The following is a 19,975-nucleotide window of genomic DNA, read 5'->3' as shown; positions in this document are numbered from 1 at the left end:
CTCACATCTCCTTCATCTGTAACAGAGCTCTTTTTGTTAATACCCCCGCTAATATCCGTCGATATTCTTCACTGCCGCGCATATTACTGCCTGTCTCAACCTGACTGCAGATATAATTCCCAAGTTCTGATGCACCTGCCTCTGTAATTCCCTTCGCTAAAATACCCAGCTTGTCATAAAAACAGACAGCACGTTTGGGTCTTGCCCCTATTACAAAACGGTAAGCTCCATCTGTTTCACTGACTGCACAGGTTAATACCGGGAAATCTGTTTTCGTATTCCGCTGCGATAGATATACTGTCTTTCTCTTCTCTTTCTTTACGATCAGTCTTATAAGCAAATCTCTGTCATACGGCAGCTCAGAAAATTCCTCAAGGCTGAGGATTCCTCTGTTATATAATTCCACCTGGGCATCCATGGCAAGAAATACAGTGAGTACATCAGAAAAGCCATATCTGCCAAATATGCTTCCACCTACTGTTGCCATGTTACGAAACTGAACACCAACAATCTGCCTGACTGATTCCGCCAGTGCATTGTTGCTGAAACAATTTAATTCTCTGTGCAATTCCAGCTGTCGAAGGGTAACCATAGCCCCAATAATAAAGCTGTCCTCCGTTTCCTCAATGGTGTCCAAGCCCAAATCAGATAAATCAATTGCCGTTCCCACGTTACGTTTCTGAAGCTTCAGCCAATGCATTCCTCCCAGAACTGCATTGCTTCTCTTCTGATTCAGTTCATATGCCTGCTGTATGCTCTCAGCTCTTACATATTGACTAATTGTTAGCATCTTTGTCCTCCGTTGTTCTTTCAGCCAGGATTGTTGATAATATTTAAGTTATGTATAATTACTTATAAATATTATAAGTATAAATAATAAATGATGAAAATAAACTATTTTTTCCCATTTCTTGTTTCAGCAAACCCCAGAAACACCTTGATATTCTAGCACGAAGCGTATTTTTTGTCAAAATATATTAATTTGCAATCAATGCATAAATATACATCATTGTTCATAATTAAAAAGCTGCTTCAGAGCAGGAACTCCGAAACAGCCATTCATTGGTATCTATTTGTTTTTTTTAATTTACTTATTGGATCTAAAGGGTTAAATAGTACCCTATCTAAAAAATTTTACTAGATGCCTTCTTCTATAGCAAAGGTTACCTGGTAATTATTTATATACAGTCATCTCTGTTATAATCTGTTATCGAATCTGAAATCTTACTGTATAACTCCGCTACTTTTAGTTCTTTCCCCATAATCATTTTCAGTTCCTTATCAGTAGCACCAATTAATTCAATAAAGGTTACCTTACCATTTGGTGTATCAATGCTTCCTGCCTGTTCATCTTCTGCTGTTATAAATCCTGTAATTTTAGAGAGCTGCTCCACATCCATTCCCATTGTCTGCCCGGTATAGATATACTCATTTGGATAGAATAATTCTCCCTCCGTAAAGGTTATCCTGGCAATTGACTGAAGAATTCCGCATATGCCCTTAATTTCTGCATCTTCCTTCTCATTATTTAACTTCTTAAGCTTTAAGGTTAATTCCATACCGTAACCACTGTACTCTTTATCTTCAAATTCTTTCTCATATATTTCTGATAGTCCGTAGGTAACAAAATGCCAGTAATCTCCTCCATCATAGATGCTTATTCCATCCAGCGGATCGTTTCCTCCCAATTGCCAGGATATCAAAGTTCCATAATGCATTGGGTCCTTCTGTCCGGGATAGATCTTCTCAAAGACTTTGGTAATAGCATCCCAGCCACTAGTATTAAGCTCGATTTCATTTCCTTCTAAGATTTCATTTCCTTCTAAATTTAATTCTAATGGTCCATTTTCTTTTTTCTTAAACTTATCAAATAAACCCATGTTCATTTTCCCCTTTTTCGTCTGATTTATTGATTCATTAGTAATTCGGAAATTATGTTTTATTTTTCATTCAGCTACAAATCTCCATATTAGAAATTTCATATTTGCAGGATTTATTAATTTATACATTGACTATTTTACAGCCCTATATTTTTTTAATTTAATATATTTTACCATATTTAGTGTATATTAACAACTTTGCATTCTCTTTCCTTCTTACAGCGTACTTTCTGCAATTTATAGCATATGATGTAGAAAAACTGTATCTGCTCTAGACCATTGGAGCAGATAATATAGGAAAGAAGGAATATAAATGGAAGAACACTTTCTGGACGGACTAACCGGGCGAATTGTACTGCCCACAGATCCTGATTACGATGAAGCCAGACAAGGCTTTAATCATGGAGTACAGAACTATCCGCTAATTATAAATTATTGCTGTTGTGTGGAGGATGTAAGTAATGCTGTCAAATGGTCTGTCTGCCACTGCATTCCTCCTCGTATACGAAGCGGCGGTCATAATTATGAAGGTTATTCAAATGGTAATTGTGTATTAGTGATTGATGTAAGTGAGATGAATAGTATCTCTCTAGAAGATGAAAGAAATGTTGTTCAGGTACAAGGCGGAGTAACAAACAGCCAGTTATATAATTACCTTGGAGAACATGGTTACCCCTTTCCAGGCGGCACGTGTCCCACTGTGGGCTTAAGCGGATATGCCACAGGGGGCGGCTGGGGGCTGTCTTGCAGGTACTTTGGATTAGGATGTGACAGCCTTACGGAGTTAGAGTTAGTGGATTATCAGGGAAATGTCGTAAGAGCAAATGCTTCCAGCAATGCTGATCTCTTTTGGGCGTGCCGTGGTGCCGGAGGAGGTAATTTCGGAGTTATTACTTCAATGACCTTCCAATTGCCTCCTAAGACCGGCAATGTTACCTTAATTGAAATTGATTATCTTAGAGTAGATACACAGACTCAGGAAGATTTTCTTAAAGTCTGGCAGGACTGGATTCCTTACGCAGATATTCGGATGACTCTGATTGCCAGAATATATTATTCAAAAACAGATGGACAGTCCATGCTGATTAGAGGTATTTTCTATGGAACACCTGAGAAAGCCAAAGAACTCCTTGAGCCTTTTCTTATCCTGCCTAAGGCTGTATATAATATTGAAGCCATGTCCTTTTTAGAAGCTGTAACAATCCTTGGCAGTGCCTATCCTCCTTTCGAGAAATTCCAGGCGGTCAGCGGTTTTGCTTTTTGTAAATACTCTAATTGTGAGCTTTCAGAATTAGCTGACTTAATAAGTGAGCCTGCTGAGGGTTCTGTTTTTAGAGGTTTATCCTTATATGCGCTGGGCGGCAGAGTAAGAGAAACAAACGTTCAGGAGACGGCTTTCTTTTATAGAGAAGCCCATTATATCCTCTGGCTGGAAACCGTTTGGGAAGAGAATCAATATGCAAGTGCAGGACGAAACTGGATTGCCTGCAGATATCCGGAATTCGAAGCACTGACCACCGGCTCTTATATTAATTTTCCTTATTACGGAATCAACCGCTATTTAAAGGAATACTATGGCGGGCATGTTAAGGAACTGGAGGAAATCAAGTTAAAATACGACCCTTTCAATATTTTTTCCTATCCGCAGGGATTGCAGCCGGTCAGAGACAGCAATTGCCTGCCCTCAAGCATCTCAGAAAAGAAAGTTAAAGATATACCAGAAGTTCAAACAGGAAATCCAAGAGGCTTCAGATATGTAACATCTCTAATAAATAATCATTAGACTCAATTCAATACAAATAGGGGCTTTTGTAACAGCCCCTATTTTATCCCTCCTTTAATTTTTCATAATAACATATGCCCGACCTTTCCTTTAGTAACAAATTCTCACTCAACGCTTTCTGAGACAAAATGCAAGAGCTTATCAATACCTTCTTGCCTTGCCTTATGTATAATAGAAAAGAAATTAATGGTTTAATATGTTATCAACGATAAATTCCAATTGAGCATTCATAGAAGTAATGTCTGAGAACCAGAACATACCGCTGTTGGTTTCAATTAATCTGCCTTCCCTTACGGCAGAAAGAGAATTAAACACCTGGTTATCTGCTAATTCTTTAATATTTTCATCGGAGAATATATAATCAGCGGAGTATTCTCCTAATACCTCGTAGGAAATATCAATAAAACTTACTCCCTCAGCATTTATGACTTCTGTTATAATTCGCTCAGGCGCATTAAACCCAAGTTCGTTATAAATTAACTCTCCACCTCTTCCGTAATCATTTCCGAAAGCCCTCAAGCTGCCAGCCTGCTGATTTTCCAGAAGAATAACAGTCTGGTCCAGTTTTCCAGCCTCCGAAAGCTTTTTCTTACTTTCTGCAACTTTTTCGGTAAATGCATTAATCAATTCTTGTGCCTTCTCCTCTTTTCCGGTGATTTGTCCGAAGAAAGTAAGCCTTTGGGTGTAGTCCATTGAATAGTAATCCATAATAAGGGTAGGTGCGATCTTACTTAAGGTTTCGTATTCGTCCGGATTATTCCAGATGATTAAGTCCGGTTTTAAGGACATTACAAGTTCCGGATCCAGCCCCCAGGCATCAATAACCGTTACATCACCTAACTCCTCCTGAAAAATAGCATCATCATTAAAGGTCGTACCCACAGGTTTTATCCCCAGCGCAAGGAAATCTCCCTGAAAGAAAGCTACCACAATACGTTTAGGTTCAACAGGTATCGTGACATCTCCTTTGAGAGTTGTTATCGTCTGAACAGCCTCAGTAGCACCAGCTGCTTCGCTTTCTTTATCCGGAGATTCAGAAGTTGCAGCCTGATCATTGCCAGCCTGGGAGTCTGCCAGGGTATTTTTTGAGGAAGTTTCTGAGGAAGCTCCTCTAGAACCGCAGGCGGTAAGACCAAAAATCATGGTCAAAACAGTTATTGAAATAATAACTTTTTTAATAATATTTTTCATAATTTTATCTCCTTGCTATTTTCCGATTAAGTTAGAAGAAACTAACTTTTCAAATTATAGCATCTGTTTTACTGTCAGTCAATTCATGAAAAGGATACTCTAAAAGGTGTCACGAATACTATAAAGCACGCGGTTCCTTGTGATTACTGAATATACTTTAAATCCATATATCAGTCAGCTGTTAAAAACAAGCGAGCAATATCCTAAAAAGAGCGATTGTGGTATTGATTCTCACTATCACAAATGTTATAGTTTAGACTGAATTATTATACACTGACAGGTGTATTAAGTAACTTATCCTAATAATAATAATAATAATAATATACGCAGGGGTGATACAATGAATAAATTCTCTGTACTGGAGAACCTGGCAGAACAGTTAGGTTTGGAGATAAAAGAATACGGCAATGGTAAAGCTTATTACTTTCCCATTCTAATAGGAAATGGCTGGATTTATGAAACAAATCCTGCACAGGGCTTGTTTGTTTCAAGTTGGTGGTTTACCTTATCCTCCACTTTGACATATGTAATGGATTGTAAAGAACCCAGTATGCTTTTCCTAAGCTTTGACTGCGGAAGTATTAAAATCGTGCAAAACGGCACGAAAACAAAAGTTTTAACCTCCAGGAACCACATTTACATAAATCCTGCCATGCCAGTTAAGTTCCTCTTTGAAAAGGAGGAGCATGTATGTTGTACCTGTTTGCAGATTTCCGAGAGTTTCCTGAAAGATATGTACAAAAGAGGTTTCATGAGCAGCCCTCTATCTCTTGGAATAATAAAAAAGTGGGAAGATAAGGATTATAATACACCGGACATAACTCTGGTAATGGAACAGCTGAAATGGGAGGTGCGGTATTCTGATATCGAATTGAAGTATTATGTCTATAAGGTCTTAGAATTGTTCTCATTAATTGAACATAATGTTTCGCGGCATTCGCGGATTATTCAAAAGAGGGCATACCATGTATCCTGGGATGTGAAAAAGAAGATTCTTGCTGCGGTGGAGTTGATACATGATAATATACTGTCACCTCCTGGTATAGATGAACTAGCTAAAGTGACTGCCTTAAGCGAAAGCAAATTACATAGATGTTTTAAATCGGAATTCGGCCTTAGCGTAAAGGAATATATTCATATGGAAAAAATGAAAAAGGCAATGCTATTACTGGCTGATGACGAATTGGATATAAGCAGCATAGCATTAAAATGCGGTTATAAAAGTCCGGGAATGTTTACCAAAGCGTTTAAAGAAATATACCACGTTACACCGAGCCAGTATAGAAAGGGGTATTACTTATAATAATCTTAAAATAATTGGTATAATTGTCCAAAAGAGTCAGTGTCTTCTTTGTAGCCAAGACACTGACTCTTTCATTATGATGTAACAAAATTAATAAAGAATTTATATTTTCCTGCGTGACAAAATCTTTTAAATGTGTTAGATTGTTAATTAGTCCGTAATCGGACTAATATTTTTAAGGAGGCATCGGCCTATGCAGGATGATATCAAGAAGGCTATAAAAAGTTATTATGAGATGTACTTCGAAACCGGTTATGTATATGAAGAATTGGCGAAAATGCACGGACTTACTTCTACTACCCTTTTTATTCTCCAGATGATATACGATTATCCGGAGGAATGTACACAGCATTTTATATGCGAAAAGCTTCTCTATCCCAAACAAACGGTTAATACCATTTTAGATTCCTTTGAAAGAAAGGGATATATACGGAAAGAAGTATCAAAACTGGACAAACGAAACAAAAACATATTATTTACGGAAGCCGGAAAAAAATACGCTGATCATATTATGTCAGATATGTTTCAGCTGGAGGAAGGTGCTTTTACAAGTATGGCTGCCGAGGACAGAGAGGCAATGGTCAGGGGTGAACAGGCTTTTCTTGCACAATTAAAGAAGATTATGCAGACTTTTAAAGAGACTTCTTCTGCACCGATTATAAAGAATTCAGATCGTTTATAATCACTGCTGTATACAGAAATATACCGTGATGGTTGTGCAGGTATAATGTAGTTGTTAGAAGTTAACTGCTATTGTTCAAATGTAATAGGGGATTTCTCAAGGAGGATAGTTATTCATGAAATATTTATTGCAGTTTCTAAAAGATAATAAAAAGATGCTTTTCTTAATCATCTTCTCTTCTCTGCTGCAGGCATTCGGAACCCTTATGGTTCCTTATTTTGCGGCAAATGTTATAGATAAAGGTATCGTTGAAAAGAATGTGCCGGCTATTATTACCATTGGTCTGCAGATGCTTGCAGCGGCAGGTCTTACGGCTCTGGTCTCTCTGTGGGGCAGTTATCTGTGTGCAGATCTTGCAGCCTTGGCAGGAAAACATTTAAGGGAAATGCTGTTTTCTAAGACACAGCTTCTCTCTGTTAAAGAGTTTAACCATTTTAGTACGGCTTCCTTAATTACAAGAACCACCAGCGATGTAACAATCATACAGCAGACTATTATTATGATTACCCAGATGATACTGCCTACTCCCCTTATTGCGGTTGCTGCGGTAATTATGACCGCTGTCATAAGTCCTTCACTGGTATTCATACCCTTAGCCGCAATGCTACTATTTTTTCTTGTTATCGGTTTATTGTTCTGGAAGGCAAATCCTGTCTCCAAAACAATCCAGGAGAGAGTGGATACGGTTAACCGGCTTGTGCGTGAATCCATAGTAGGTATCAGGGTAATAAGGGCATTTGACAATTCCAGCTATGAACGCGGCAGGTCAGACAATGCTTTTACGGAATATGCTGACAATGTTATAAAACTTAACAGAATTTTTGCAGCCTTTAATCCGGTAGTATGGACCATTATGGGCCTGACCATGGCAGCGGTGGTTTGGTTTGGAGGTTACCAGGTACTTCAGCAGAAGATACTCATCGGAAGTATCTCAGCAGTAACCGAATATACTATTCTGATGCTGATATATCTAATGATGTCAGCTATGGTTCTGGTTATGGTTCCTCGAATGATGGCTTGTATGGATCGTATAAAGGAAATCCTTGATATTGTCCCTGAGATAACCGACCCGCAAGGCAAACTTACAAGCTCCGAGACAGAAAATACAGAAAAAATCGTATTTAAAAATGTCAGCTTTTCTTACAAAGGAGCTGAAAGACCGGTACTGGAAGGTCTAAGCTTCAGCTGTGAAAGTGGAAAGACAACTGCAATTATCGGAGGAACCGGCTCCGGTAAAAGTACCATTGCAGGACTGATGCTGCGTTTATATGACATCCAGTCCGGACAGATACTTATGGAAGGAAAGGATATCCGTACAATGTCCCAGGAGCATCTTAGGAATCGTTTAAGCTATGTTCCGCAAAAGGCATTTTTATTCAGCGGCACCATTGCTGATAATCTGCGTATGGGGCATAAAGAAGCTACTGCTGCAGAGCTTAAATCTGCTGCAGAGATAGCCCAGGCGGACGCATTTATTGAATCTCTTGAAGCAGGTTATGACAGTCCGGTAGCCCAGGCAGGTACGAATTTTTCCGGCGGACAGAAGCAGCGTTTATGTATTGCAAGAGCTTTGGTTAAAAAATCACCTGTCTATATCTTTGACGACAGCTTCTCTGCTTTGGATTTTAAAACAGATGCAGCTCTCAGGGCTGCCTTAAAGCAGGAAATGAAGGAGGCCGCCGTAGTTATTATCGCCCAGCGAATCAGCACTATAATGGACGCAGACCAGATTATTGTACTGGATGACGGTAGAATCGCAGGTATGGGCAGACATGAAGAGTTACTGGCAACCTGCAGTGTTTACAAGGAAATCGCTGACTCCCAGCTTACTGAAAAGGAGATGTAATATTAATGAAAAAAAATAAAACACAGAATAAAGAAAATATAAAAACAGGCTACGAAAATGAGGATATGCCAAAAGACACAACAGCTGCCATTAAACGGCTGTTTGGATTATTATTGGAACAAAAAGCCGCTTTAATAATTATTATTTTTTCAACTATTATGAGTATTGGTTTATATGCCGCAACACCGCTGATTCTGGGTAAGGCTATCGATCAGTTGATTCGGGGAATAAACGAAAAAGGCTTCGGCGGAAGCTTTCACGTGCTTTACGGTATTATCAGGGGTCCTATAGTATTATTCCTTGTATCCTATCTTACCAGCTCCCTCTTTGCCTTTTTTCAGGAATACACCATGGCAGGTGTCGGTGAAAAACTGGTATTAGCCCTGCGAAAGAAAATGAGTGATAAAATCACCAGGCTTCCTCTTAATTATTATGATACCCATCAGACAGGAAATCTGTTAAGCCGGGTAACCAATGATCTGGACAGAGTTGCCGAAGTTTTAAAAACCGGCTCCCTGCAGTTTATCAATGCGATCTTTAATATTTCCATCAGTATTGTGGTAATGCTGACACAAAGCCCTTTACTTACGGTAATCATTATGGCAGCCATGTCCATAAGTGTATTTGCTACCAAATGGATATCTAAGAAGAACTTTGAGGTCGCTGCTGAGAACCAGAATATTTTAGGTATCTTAAACGGAAGCATCGAGGAATTCTATACCGGAAACCTGATAATAAAGAGCTTCAATCAGCAGAAGGAGGTAATCAATACTGTCCGGGAAATCAGTGAAAGACAGTATGCTGCCAACAAAAAAGCGCAGTTCGTTATGTTTGCTATTTATCCCGCTATACGTTTTCTGACACAGCTTGGTTTCGTAGTCACAGCCATAGTAGGCGGTATTTTTGCTGCTGCCGGAAGTATTACCATTGGTACCATACAGGCCTTCCTTCAGTATGTAAATCAGATATCTGACCCTATAGCTCAATCCTCTTATTTCCTTAATTCATTGCAGGCAGCACTGGCATCGGCAGAGCGTGTCTTTGAATTTCTTGATGAAGAAGAGGAAGCTCCTGATACCCATGCACCGAAGCATATAGCTGAGCCAAAAGGAGCCGTAAGCTTTGAGCATGTACGCTTTGGTTACCGGCCGGATGCTGTACTGATGGAGGATATCAATCTGACAGTACGTCCCAATGAGATGGTGGCTATTGTCGGCCCTACCGGTGCTGGAAAGACAACACTGATCAATCTGCTTATGCGATTCTATGAATTGAATGGCGGTAGAATCTTAATAGACGGTATTGATATCAAAGACCTTCCCAAAAGTGAACTTAGAAAAACCGTCGGTATGGTTCTGCAGGATACCTGGCTGTTTCAGGGAACAATTGCAGATAATATAGCTTATGGTAAGATGGATGCCACCCGAGAGGAAATCATACAGGCTGCCAAAGCTGCCAGATGTGACCAGTTCATCCGTACTTTAGAAAAGGGTTACGATACCGTCATCTCCAGCGAGGATGGCAATATCTCTCAAGGGCAGATGCAGCTCTTAACCATTGCAAGGGCAATGCTTGCTAATCCTGCCCTTATGATTCTGGATGAAGCCACCTCAAGCGTAGATACCAGAACCGAAGTTGAAATCCAGAAAGCCATGCACCAGATCATGAAAGGAAAAACCAGCTTTGTAATAGCTCACAGGTTATCTACTATCCGTTCCGCAGACATGATTCTGGTAATGAAGAACGGTACCATAATTGAACATGGTACCCATAAAGAATTATTAGCCGCAGATACCTTCTATGCAAACTTGTATAACAGTCAGTTTGCTGCCGGTTCTGCCAGCTAAAATATGATATGTTATTACTTTCTTTTATTCGTATTAATTTCCACTGCTTCTGCTACTTGTTGCCTTCTCTAATACGGTATGTTATATTAAAATAAAAATCAAACAAACGAAAGGTAAATTAATCTGGTATTCTTCTAATCCTATATCAATTATTACCCTGTAAGTTTGTTCTTTTAACAATTAGAAATATCAACCTGATATGCAAAGCCAGATATATAAACGACAAAAGGAGAAACATATGCTGCTCGATATCAATAATACAACGTTATTTTATGAAAAAACCGGTGCCGGCGCTCCTCTGCTGCTGCTCCATGGTAATGGCGGTGACCACTTTATGTTTGACAGTCTGACGGGTAAATTAAAAGAACATTTTACCGTCTATGGCATAGACAGCCGTAATCATGGTCAGAGTGCTAAGACAGAGGATTATACCTATGAAACCATGGCTGAGGATATTTATCATTTTATAAAAGCTTTGTCCCTTAAGAAAGCAAATATCATCGGTTTCAGCGATGGTGCTATTATCAGTCTGATATTATCCATTAAACACAGTGAAGTAATTAACAAAATGGCGCTTCTGGGTGTTAATCTGAAACCTGAGGATTTTACGGAGGAAAATTATCAGAATCTGAAGGAAGCTTACGAAAATACAAACGATCCCTTGTGTAAAATGATGTTCGAACAGCCAAATATTGAGCTTGAGGAGGTTAAGACTGTAGCTGTTCCCACCCTGTTACTAGCCGGTGAACAGGATCTCTTTAAAGCTGAGTCTTTCAGGCTTCTCAAGGATGCCATGCCCAATGCCACCTTAAAGGTCATGAAAGGTCACGGACATGACAGCTATATTACTAATCAGGATATACTTTACCCGGACTTTAAGGATTTTTTTCTATAATCTAAGGAGGTGAGTATTTGACTTCCATTCAGGAAGCTCTGAATACAGCTGAAGTGCTAAAGCCAGCTTCCAAGGCCAGTTTAACAGCCATTGCAGCCTTCTCTTCTATTATAAGAGCAGATAAAGGCAAACATCTTTTTCGAGACAAGGAAGAGGTTAAGAATCTGTATATCCTAATCCAGGGAAGGGCTTCATTATATAAGCTGAACAGCCTGGGCGAAAAGAAGGTAATCTTTGTCTATGGAGCGGGAAGTATGTTAAATGAGGTTATTCTGCAAGACCTGCCGGCTTCTATTAACTGCGAACTGTTAGAAAATTCACAGGTTCTGTCCATCCCCATTCAGAAGTTCTTCCACGTTATGGAGAAGGATCCGGCACTTTTAAAAGCAGTCTTTGATTCTATGTCCCTCAAAATAAGAAGGCTGTACCGGCAGTTAAAAAATACCACCAACGATCTGTCAGGAGAAAAGCGCCTTGCTGCCAAACTCTATAAGCTCTCAAAGGATTGCGGTATAAAAGAGGCTGACGGCATAAGAATCGATATGAATTTAACAATTACCTTCCTGGCGGAAATGTTAGGCTCCAAACGTGAAACTGTATCCAGACAAATGAAAAGACTGGTAGAGATGGGACTGGTTGTAACAAATAAAACCGGATTTCTGATACCTAATCAAAAAAAGTTAAGCGAATATTTTAAAACACCGTGATTTATATCACGGTGTTTTTTCTATGCCTGTGATATATTTAACAATATAAAAAGGAAGGTGAATCATGGGATATCTGCTTAACGAAAATAATTTTAACGAAGTGATAAAGGAATGGCAGAAAGATTATCTGATTTTTGCACCGAAGAAAATGCCCGGTGAAGGTATGTATTCAGATACAAATATTACACGTTATGCTGCTATTGATAATATCAGTGAAATCGAATGGGAAAAGAAATCTGATTTTTCTTTTAAGGAAGTACTTCTTCCTTTATCTGAAACTTTATTTTATTACACGGAGGGAACAGTAAAAGAAGCAGAGGCAAATCGTAAAATGGGAGCTGTCATCTTCCTTCGAAGCTGTGATCTTCATGCAGTGAAGCGCCTGGATGAGATTTATTTAAGGAATGGCTACGAAGATTACTATTATCAGAGACTTAGAGACAATGTACGATTTTTTGTAATAGGGTGTAGTGCTACTTATGATAACTGCTTCTGTGTTAGTATGGGGACAAATCAGATTGCTTCCTATGATGCCGGTCTGACAATAAAAGATGGTGTCTATCATATCGACAGCCATTGGGAGGAAATGAATCCGCTGTTCTCCCGCTGCTCACAAAAAGAAGAGGAAGTTGTAATACCTTTTGTAACCAGTAACGAGATAAGCGTAAAAATACCTGAAAATTTAAGTATAGCAGTAAATGGTGCCAGTCTTTGGAAGGAATATGACAGCCGCTGCATTAACTGCGGCAGATGTAATTTTGTCTGTCCTACCTGTACCTGCTTTACGATGCAGGATATATTCTATACGGATAACGGGAAAGCAGGCGAACGCAGGCGGGTACACGCTTCCTGTATGGTTGATGGCTATACGGATATGGCCGGCGGCGGTTCTTACCGTAAGAAAAATGGAGACAGGATGCGCTTTAAGGTAATGCATAAGGTTTATGACTTCAAAAAAAGAAACGGATATCACATGTGTGTTGGCTGCGGCAGATGCGATGATGTCTGTCCTGAATACATCTCATTCTCCCATTGTGTGAACCGCCTGGGGGATGCCATGAAGGAGGTAACGGGCAATGAGTAAGAATGAATATACTCCTTTTCTATCGGAAATCCTGGAGGTTAAGAAACATACGGAACTTGAATATACTTTTCGTCTGTCCTTTAATGGAGAAGTACGTCCCGGACAGTTTTTTGAAGTTTCCCTTCCAAAGTTCGGGGAAGCACCTATCTCTGTCAGCGGTATCGGTGACGGATATGTGGAGCTTACTATCCGTAAGGTGGGTAAGGTAACCAATGAAATCTTTGAATTATATAAAGGTAATACCCTATTTATGAGAGGCCCTTATGGTAATGGCTTTGATGTGGAGAATTATAAGGATAAGGAATTGATTATTATTGCAGGCGGTACAGGGGTTTCTCCGGTACGTGGCGTAATTGAATACTTTCACAGGAACCGCGCTCAGGTCAAGGATATGACTGTTATAACCGGATTTAAATCACCTTCTTTTGTACTGTTTAAGGAGGAGCTTAAAAACTGGAAAGATACTATGAAGCTTATTCTGACAGTAGATAAAGAAGATGACACGACTCCTGACGTCAGTGAGAATACACTGGACTTACCTACCTATCAGGTTGGACTGGTTACTGAGTATATTCCTGCTATTAAGGTGAATTCAAAGAAAGATACTGCAATCATTGTAGTGGGACCTCCCATGATGATGCATTTTACTGTGCAGGGTCTGTTAAAGGAAGGTTATCCGGAAGAAAATATCTGGATTTCCCATGAGAGAAAAATGTGCTGTGGAATCGGTAAATGCGGTCACTGTAAAATAGATGATGTTTATGTGTGCCTGGACGGCCCGGTATTTCCCTATACCAAAGGACGTCTTCTGGTGGATTAGGAGGTAATGAATGGATATCAATACCAAGAATTTAAAGAAAAATGCTTTCCGTGTCACCAAGGAAAGAGGAATTACCGCCTCCAGAATCCGTGTCCCCGGAGGACATATGGATGCAAAATATTTAGCGGTTATCCAAAAGATTGCAGAGGAATACGGAAATGGCACTCTTCATATTACGGTCAGACAGGGTTTTGAAATACCGGGTATTAAATACGAAGATATGCCGGAGGTCAATACGCTTTTACAGCCCTTGATCGAAGGACTTCTAATCAACCAGGGAGAAAAAGGAAAAGGTTACGAGGCATCCGGTACCAGAAATATTGTCGCCTGCGTTGGAAACAGAGTCTGTCCATATGCCTGTTATGATACCTCAGCATTTGCCCTGAAGATTGAACAGGCTGTATTTCCTCATGATCTGCACTTTAAAATTGCTCTTACAGGCTGTCCTAATGATTGTGCCAAGGTACGTATGCATGATTTTGGTATTCTTGGAATGACTGAGCCTCAGTACAATAAAGACCGTTGTATCAGCTGCGGGGCCTGTGTGAAAGCCTGCAAGAAAAAATCCGTAGGCGCGCTCTCCTTCGTTAATTATAAAGTAGAAAGAAATCATGAGAAATGTATTGGCTGCGGAGAATGTGTTATTCAATGCCCCACCAGAGCCTGGACCAGAAGTCAGGAAAAATATTACCGTCTGACCTTACTGGGCAGAACCGGTAAGAAGAATCCCAGGTTAGGGGAGGATTTCATCAAATGGGCGGATGAAGAAAGTATTATCAAGATTATTCTGAATACCTATGCTTATGTGGAAGAATACATTGATAAGGAGGCTCCGGGAAGAAAAGAACATATTGGTTATATTGTTGATCGAACAGGCTTTGATGAATTTAAAAAGTGGGCTTTAAAAGAGGTGCATTTGCCGGAACAGGCGTGTGTCAGCCAGAATATCTATTGGAAGGGTATTGTCTATTAAGACACACAAGCTTTCAAGCCTTCAGTTTGGTACTGCTATTTTCCGGTTTTCTGTGACTTACATTTCACTAATACTCACAAAAAACAGGTATGTACCTGTTGCAGCCAGTATGAATATAAGACTTCCTATTGCAAATCTAGGCCTAAAAGGGCTGACAAATGCTTTAAATAAATATGCTGAATATATCTATTAACGAAAATCATTAAAAGAAGGGATTGGGACCAAAAACATGTATAATGAAGAAGTAGAAGCCTTTGGAAATGCTTCACAGGGGAAAATCAAATTTTTATCAGGGAATCCGTTGGGGTATTTTGTCTCCTCTATGCTGGCCGGTATCTATGTAGGCTTTGGTATCCTGCTGATTTTTTCCATCGGAGGTATGCTGGCAGATCAGCCTTATGTTAAGATATTGATGGGGATATCTTTTGGTATTGCCTTAAGCCTGGTAATTATGGCCGGTTCAGAACTATTTACCGGAAATAATATGGTTATGGCTCTTGGGCTCTTTAACAAAAAAGTCAAATTAAAAGATACTTTACTCCTCTGGCTTGTATGCTTTATCGGAAATCTGGCTGGTGCCATTCTGATAGCTTTTCTGTTCTGGCAATCAGGACTGGCGAAAGGCCCTGTTGGAGAATTTATTATTAAAGCTTCACAAACTAAGATGGAGCTCTCTCCGTGGATTCTCTTTACCCGGGGTATCCTGTGTAATACTTTAGTTTGCCTGGCAGTTTGGTGCAGTATCCGCTGTAAGTCCGAAAGCGGGAAACTTATAATGGTTTTCTGGTGCCTCTTTGCCTTTATTACCTCCGGATATGAGCACAGTGTAGCCAATATGACCTTATTAACAGCCGGTTTATTTGCTGATACCGGAAGCGCTCTGTCCCTTGGCGGATATGCTCATAATCTTCTTTATGTAACCCTTGGTAATATGGTAGGTGGTATACTTCTTGTAGCTTTACCTTACTACCTGATTTCGAAACACAAGACCAACTAATTGTACTAAAAGCATTTTTATTATATAAGTAAATGCTGAGCTTTTATTCTTTTGGTATTTAATACTTATCAGCACTCTTACACCTTGATTTTACGGTGTAAGGGTGCTATTTTATTAATGTTGAATCAGTTAAAAATATCAAGGTTACTTGTCATGAAATTTTGCAGGTTGCTGTCCAAATTTTGCAGATTACTTGTTCAAATTTTGCAGGTTGCTTGTCCAAATTTTGCAGATTACTTGTTCATAAAATTAATTCTGGAATTCTCTCAACTATCATGTTATAATATGAAATACAATCCATATATTTACATTCCATTATTTTAAGCTTTAGTAACTAGAATTTTATTATCATGTTTTCCTTTATATTACATAACCCCTAGTGAAATTTTTTGTACAGGTTGTTCTTTCAGTTAGTAATTCCAGAAAAAGAACCAACTTTTTTAAAAGTTTAAAATGACCAAACTATAAATGCAAAAGATGGAGTTGCTGCTAATTATTTTGTTACTGATTATTTTCTACTTGTTATAAACTGACCGGTTTTATTATATCTTCAAGCTAATCTTGACTCTGGACACTCATTTAAATCTGACTACATAAATCGAAACACTAATTCTCAATACTCAACTATTCCATCCCTGCTGTATTAGCTAAATTTTGAATTATCTTCTTTAGGGAATAAAATATACATTTATTTAACTCTAATTGGACTCAATTTCATTTCATAATACACCAACTTTACCAGCCTGCATGTTTTCATCCCAGGAAGAAAGGAGGTTTCTAAACAGACTGATTTGTTCAGACATCCTGTAATCGGGGTTTTACCGGCGGCCTGAACAGCGAGGGAAGGCTGTATGTTATGGGCTGGAGCATACGTTTTGCTTATCTTTCTGCAATTTTATTATATAAGAAGGGAAGGTATAAATAATGAAAAAACGTCTTTTATTTTTATGTACGCTTATTGCATTTATGTTTCTGCTGCTGTCTTCAGGCCAAGCAGTTTCAGCGGCAGATTCACAATATCCCGGTTTTCGCGTAGAGGGCCGTTTTCTCTATGACAACCAGGGTGAAAAAGTAATCTTGTATGGTATTAACAAGATGATTGTCTGGACGGATAAGGATGGTATTCCCTCCTATTCCGAAATAGCAAAGACAGGAGCAAACAGTGTTCGAATCGTCTGGTCTCTGGAAGGAACTGCGGAAGAGCTGGACATTGCAATCCGCAATTGCCGTACTGAAAATATGATTCCTATTGTGGAGCTCCACGATGCAACCGGTGACTGGTCAAAACTTTCTGCCCTGGTGGATTACTGGACAAGACCGGATATTGTAGCTGTAATACAGAAGCATCAGGAGTATCTACTGGTCAATATCGGAAACGAAGTGGGCCAGCAGGTATCAGAAGCTGACTTTAAAGCCGGTTATAAAACAGCTGTTAACAGAATGCGTACCGCTGGTATCCACATTCCTCTGGTTATTGATGCCAGCAGCTACGGACAGGATATTAACATTCTGCAAAGCTGCGGCCCCTACCTGTTAACGGAAGATCCGGATCATAACCTTATGTTTTCTGTCCATATGTGGTGGCCGAAAGCCTGGGGATATACTGACCAGCGAGTAATCGATGAGCTTGAGGAATCCGTAGCCTTAAACCTCCCTCTCATAGTAGGCGAATTCGGTCATATCTGGGATGAAACAGAATCCGGAAAGATTCCATATCAGACTATTATTGAGTATTGCTACAAGTATCAGATAGGCTATCTTCCCTGGGAATTCGGACCGGGAAATAACCCCCAGACCTTTTTAGATATGTCAACAGACGGTACTTTTGATACACTTCACGGCTGGGGTCTGGAAGTGGCAGTAACAAGTCCCTACAGCATTCAAAATATCGCTGAAAGACCTGTATCCATGCTCTCCAACCTTCCGGCTCTTTTACCTGCAGAGTCCCTTCCTGCCGGCAATCTGGCTCTTGGCAGAACTGTTACTGTATCTTCTTCAGAGAGCAGTCTCTATCCCGGTAATAATATTACAGACGGCAGTCTTGATACCAGATGGGCTTCCGGACTCTCAGATCCCAACTGGGTGTCCATTGATCTGGGCTCTATAAAGGACATAAACCGAGTTCTTATTTATTGGGAGGCTGCTTATGCAACCCAGTATAAAATACAGGTCTCTGCAGATGGCACCACCTGGACCGACGTCTACACCCAATATGGCGGAAAAGGACGTACAGAGGATATCAGCCTGACTGCCACAGGACGTTATGTAAGAATCTATGGTACACAGCGATATAATAACAGCTGGCCTTACTCCATTTATGAAGTAGGTATCTACGGAGCAGAATCCGCTTTAAGTGCTTCCATAAGTCCTGCAGCTGCCATATTCGATAAGAATCCTGGGAAACAGGCAGATGTTGCAATAACTCTTAATTCCAAAGCCAATACTTTAACAGCAGTAAAAAATAACGGAAGCAGCTTACAAGCCGGTATTGATTATGTGCTGGCAGGAACAGCTTTGCACATAAAAAAAGAATATCTGGCTGCACAGCCGGTTGGTATATACCGTTTGACTCTGGATTATAACGGTGGTGTTGACCCTGTTCTTGCCATAGCCGTTGGTGATACTACTACAAGTCCTTATATCAGACCGGGTAGAGCCGATTATAACAAGACCACCGGCAGCCAGTCAGATATTGTGATTACCCTCTCTGCTGCAGGCTCCTTAAACAGTATTAAAAACGGTACAAGCCTTTTAACAGCAGGAACTGATTATAGTCTTTCCGGTAATCAGGTAACCATAAAGAAAGAGTACTTAAACCGTCAAAGTCTTGGTATCACCCGATTGACTTTTGATTATAATGCCAAATACAATCCCGTATTGAAGGTAAATATAAGCGATACCTCGCCAAGCTCTGTCATATCACCTGTTACAGCTGTCTTTGAAAAACGCTTACCAGCTGATATCACCATCAATATGACGCTAAATGGCAATACCCTTACCTCCATTTTAAAGAACGAAGCTGTACTGGCTGCCGGAACCGACTATATCCTCACCGGTAATACCATAACCCTTAAAAAGGAATATCTTAGTACTCTGCCCACAGGAACAACGACCCTATCCTTCGTCTTTAGTGCCGGCGCATCACAGCTCCTTACCCTGTCAGTAACAGATACCGTACCGAATTCGGTTATAACACCGGACAGAGCGGTGTTTGACAAAGAATCGCCTGCTGATATCCCCATAGCTCTGACCCTTAACGGCAATTCGCTTCTTGGTATCTATAACGGAGCAGCCCTTTTGATATCCGGAAGTGATTATACCTTGTCAGGTACTGCAGTTATCCTAAAGAAGGAATATCTCTCCACTCTTTCAGAAGGAACGATACGTTTACTAATTGATTTTAGTGCAGGAAAGGATGCAGAACTTGTAATTACAGGCACTTCAGCAGCTTCCGGCCTTTCACTGACCTTTTACAACGGCACCAAAACAGCACAGTCCAATACCCTTTCCCTGCGTCTAAAATTAACCAATACAGGTAACGAAGCAATTCGTCTATCCGATGTCAGTCTGCATTATTACTATACAAAGGACGGCAGCCAGTCCCAATCCTTCTGGTGTGACTGGTCTCATGTGGGAAGCAGCAACGTAACCGGTAATTTTATAGCACTGACTGCCCCTAAGACAGGAGCTGATAATTATCTGGAAATCGGATTCACTTCTGCCGCCGGAAGTCTGGCTGTAAATCAAAGTATTGAGATACAGATACGTGTTGCAAAAGCAGACTGGTCTAATTATACCCAGACCAATGACTACTCTTTTCTTGAAAGTGCTGACAGTTATGTGTCTTGGGAAAAAGTAACAACTTATGTAGAAGGTATTTTAACTTCAGGTCTTGAACCATAGGATTTAATATCAATCATATAATGCCGGATTTATTTCATGTAGTAAATAAGTTGTTTAATTCCAG

15 protein-coding genes are annotated in these 19,975 nt (G+C 39.9%); 12 read left to right on the top strand and 3 right to left on the bottom strand.

The genetic code is table 11. The annotated features are described in order from the left end of the window. Position 1: 1 nt before the first annotated feature. Entirely contained in the window at positions 2 to 790 is a 789-nt protein-coding gene (locus BR73_RS0112085) for an FAD binding domain-containing protein (protein WP_033165728.1), read from the bottom strand. 388 nt (positions 791 to 1,178) lie between these two features. Continuing rightward, positions 1,179 to 1,793: a suppressor of fused domain protein gene (locus BR73_RS0112080; RefSeq protein ID WP_347463465.1), complete on the bottom strand. Its 615-nt coding sequence runs from the start codon at positions 1,791 to 1,793 to the stop codon at positions 1,179 to 1,181. A 400-nt stretch (positions 1,794 to 2,193) separates the two neighbouring features. Between BR73_RS0112080 and BR73_RS0112075 the strand changes: the two genes are divergently transcribed. Continuing rightward, positions 2,194 to 3,663: an FAD-binding oxidoreductase gene (locus BR73_RS0112075; RefSeq protein WP_051685169.1), complete on the top strand. Its 1,470-nt coding sequence runs from the start codon at positions 2,194 to 2,196 to the stop codon at positions 3,661 to 3,663. Positions 3,664 to 3,846: 183 nt separating this feature from the next. Here BR73_RS0112075 and BR73_RS0112070 read toward each other — a convergent pair whose 3' ends face one another. After that, positions 3,847 to 4,854 carry an ABC transporter substrate-binding protein gene (locus tag BR73_RS0112070; RefSeq protein WP_051685168.1) on the bottom strand — a complete coding sequence of 336 codons (1,008 nt, stop codon included), beginning with the start codon at positions 4,852 to 4,854 and terminating at the stop codon, positions 3,847 to 3,849. A 340-nt stretch (positions 4,855 to 5,194) separates the two neighbouring features. Between BR73_RS0112070 and BR73_RS27420 the strand changes: the two genes are divergently transcribed. From BR73_RS27420 to BR73_RS27415, 11 genes are all read left to right on the top strand, one after another. After that, positions 5,195 to 6,157 (top strand): AraC family transcriptional regulator, encoded by a 963-nt coding sequence (locus BR73_RS27420; protein WP_051685167.1) that lies wholly within the window; start codon positions 5,195 to 5,197, stop codon positions 6,155 to 6,157. Positions 6,158 to 6,350: 193 nt separating this feature from the next. Beyond that, positions 6,351 to 6,839, top strand: coding sequence for a helix-turn-helix domain-containing protein (locus BR73_RS0112060; RefSeq protein WP_051685166.1), 489 nt, complete (start codon positions 6,351 to 6,353; stop codon positions 6,837 to 6,839). A gap of 115 nt (positions 6,840 to 6,954) precedes the next feature. Further along, positions 6,955 to 8,685: an ABC transporter ATP-binding protein gene (locus BR73_RS0112055; protein ID WP_033165727.1), complete on the top strand. Its 1,731-nt coding sequence runs from the start codon at positions 6,955 to 6,957 to the stop codon at positions 8,683 to 8,685. Between the two features lie 5 nt (positions 8,686 to 8,690). Beyond that, positions 8,691 to 10,532 carry an ABC transporter ATP-binding protein gene (locus BR73_RS0112050; protein ID WP_033165726.1) on the top strand — a complete coding sequence of 614 codons (1,842 nt, stop codon included), beginning with the start codon at positions 8,691 to 8,693 and terminating at the stop codon, positions 10,530 to 10,532. Positions 10,533 to 10,770: 238 nt separating this feature from the next. Next, positions 10,771 to 11,427: an alpha/beta hydrolase gene (locus BR73_RS0112045; protein WP_033165725.1), complete on the top strand. Its 657-nt coding sequence runs from the start codon at positions 10,771 to 10,773 to the stop codon at positions 11,425 to 11,427. Positions 11,428 to 11,444: 17 nt separating this feature from the next. Next, positions 11,445 to 12,134 carry a Crp/Fnr family transcriptional regulator gene (locus tag BR73_RS0112040; protein WP_033165724.1) on the top strand — a complete coding sequence of 230 codons (690 nt, stop codon included), beginning with the start codon at positions 11,445 to 11,447 and terminating at the stop codon, positions 12,132 to 12,134. Between the two features lie 64 nt (positions 12,135 to 12,198). After that, positions 12,199 to 13,218 (top strand): anaerobic sulfite reductase subunit AsrA, encoded by a 1,020-nt coding sequence (gene asrA, locus BR73_RS0112035; RefSeq protein WP_033165723.1) that lies wholly within the window; start codon positions 12,199 to 12,201, stop codon positions 13,216 to 13,218. After that, complete coding sequence (gene asrB / locus BR73_RS0112030) at positions 13,211 to 14,038, top strand: anaerobic sulfite reductase subunit AsrB (protein WP_033165722.1); 828 nt, start codon at positions 13,211 to 13,213, stop codon at positions 14,036 to 14,038. The genes asrA and asrB overlap by 8 nt, the downstream gene beginning before the upstream one ends. 10 nt (positions 14,039 to 14,048) lie before the next feature. After that, positions 14,049 to 15,011, top strand: a complete 963-nt coding sequence (asrC, locus tag BR73_RS0112025) for a sulfite reductase subunit C (protein WP_033165721.1) — start codon at positions 14,049 to 14,051, stop codon at positions 15,009 to 15,011. Positions 15,012 to 15,240: 229 nt separating this feature from the next. Then, positions 15,241 to 16,008 carry a formate/nitrite transporter family protein gene (locus BR73_RS0112015; protein ID WP_033165719.1) on the top strand — a complete coding sequence of 256 codons (768 nt, stop codon included), beginning with the start codon at positions 15,241 to 15,243 and terminating at the stop codon, positions 16,006 to 16,008. Between the two features lie 924 nt (positions 16,009 to 16,932). Then, entirely contained in the window at positions 16,933 to 19,911 is a 2,979-nt protein-coding gene (locus BR73_RS27415) for a X2-like carbohydrate binding domain-containing protein (protein WP_051685165.1), read from the top strand. Positions 19,912 to 19,975: the final 64 nt, after the last annotated feature.

The sequence above is a fragment of the Clostridium sp. KNHs205 genome (genome assembly GCF_000702945.1).
Lineage (GTDB): Bacteria > Bacillota > Clostridia > Lachnospirales > Lachnospiraceae > Anaerocolumna.
Note: the sequence above shows the minus strand (reverse complement) of the source record. Positions and strands in the feature narration are given on the sequence as shown.